Raw genomic sequence first — 1,659 nt, 5'->3', positions numbered from 1 at the left:
TCTGTATACTAAATTTTAAAGAAACAAAATAAATCATTAACTTACGAAAAAAAAGCAGCTATTTTTTATTGACATTAATTAAAACTTTTTGTATTATACTTACATAAGGTAAGTTATTAACTTTCGAAAAATAAATCTTGAATTAAAGATAAAGAGAAAAAAGGGAGAGAATACAATGACAAAAGTACTATTTATCACAGCAAATCCAAATTCAGCAGAAGGTTCTTTCGGAATGGCAGTAGGGGAAGCTTTCATCGAGGCTTATAAAAACGAGCATCCACAAGACGAAGTTGTAACAATTGATCTATTCAATACTACTGTACCAGCAATCGATGCAGATGTATTTGGTGCTTGGGGTAAATTTGCAGCAGGTGAAGGCTTTGAAACTTTAACTGAAGTTCAACAACAAAAAGTAGCAGCAATGAACACAAACTTAGAAACATTTATGCATGCAGATCGTTATGTATTCGTAACTCCAATGTGGAACTTTAGCTATCCACCAGTATTAAAAGCATACTTAGATAACGTAGCAATCGCAGGTAAAACATTCAAATATACTGAAAATGGTCCAGTTGGCTTATTAGAAGGTAAAAAAGCACTTCACATTCAAGCAACAGGTGGCGTATATTCTGAAGGAGCATACGCAGCTGTAGACTTCGGTCGTAATCACTTAAAAACTGTATTAGGATTTGTCGGAGTAAATGAAACTGAATATATTGCAGTTGAAGGTATGAATGCAAACCCTGAAAAAGCACAAGAAATTAAAGAAGCAGCAATTGCTAATGCTCGTGAATTAGCAAAACGTTTCTAATATAGAATGCCTTAAAAAGTCCAAACACTTGATGTTTGGACTTTTTTTCTTCTTTTTCCTTCGTTTGTCTAGTATAATGAAGGTCGGAATGATAATAGGTGGGGGTTCTGTATGATTCAAACGTTTTTTAAAATCTTTTATTTAATTTTAATCGTAATTGCGATTACACCGAGAATGTGGCGTCTTAAAAGACAAGTAAATACGATGGCGCCAAAAGAAAAAGATAATGCTGTGTACAAAACGACAAATTGGTTTGGTAAGAAAATGGTACGTGTAGCTGGAGGGACAGTAGAAGTGAAAGGGCTTGAAAATGTTCCGAAAGACAAGCCGGTACTAGTTGTAAGTAATCACCAAAGTAATATGGATATCCCTGTTTTACTAGGTTACTTAAATAAACCAATTGGATTTGTGTCAAAAGCAGAAATTAAAAAGTTCCCAGTTGTGCCAACTTGGATGAAACTTATGAATTGTGTATTTATGGATCGTAGCGATCGTCGTCAATCTCTTAAAGCAATTAAAGATGGAATCGAGCTATTAAAGAATGGACATTCTATCGTAATTTTCCCAGAAGGGACAAGAAGTAAGGGTGGCGAAGTTGGAGAGTTTAAGGCTGGTAGTTTTCATCTTGCAGTAAAGTCAGGTGTAGCAATTTTACCTGTAACGTTAGATGGTACATATAAGATGTTTGAAGCGAATGGAAATCGTATGAAGCCAGCTCATGCAACAGTAACAATTTCTAAGCCGATTACACCTGAAGATTATGCGAATATGGATATTAAAGAATTAACGAAGCATACACAGGAAGTTATCGCATCACAATTACATAAGTAGTAAAAAAGGTTTCAGCT

2 protein-coding genes are annotated in these 1,659 nt (G+C 34.7%); both read left to right on the top strand.

The genetic code is table 11. The annotated features are described in order from the left end of the window. Positions 1–175: 175 nt before the first annotated feature. Positions 176–811 carry an FMN-dependent NADH-azoreductase gene (locus tag DN403_RS30350; protein ID WP_149186095.1) on the top strand — a complete coding sequence of 212 codons (636 nt, stop codon included), beginning with the start codon at positions 176–178 and terminating at the stop codon, positions 809–811. Between the two features lie 111 nt (positions 812–922). Next, positions 923–1,642 carry a lysophospholipid acyltransferase family protein gene (locus DN403_RS30345; protein WP_149186094.1) on the top strand — a complete coding sequence of 240 codons (720 nt, stop codon included), beginning with the start codon at positions 923–925 and terminating at the stop codon, positions 1,640–1,642. Positions 1,643–1,659 lie beyond the last annotated feature (17 nt).

It is taken from the genome of Bacillus sp. AY2-1 (assembly GCF_008368965.1).
Lineage (GTDB): Bacteria > Bacillota > Bacilli > Bacillales > Bacillaceae_G > Bacillus_A > Bacillus_A thuringiensis_S.
This window is presented reverse-complemented; position numbering and strand designations above follow the sequence as displayed.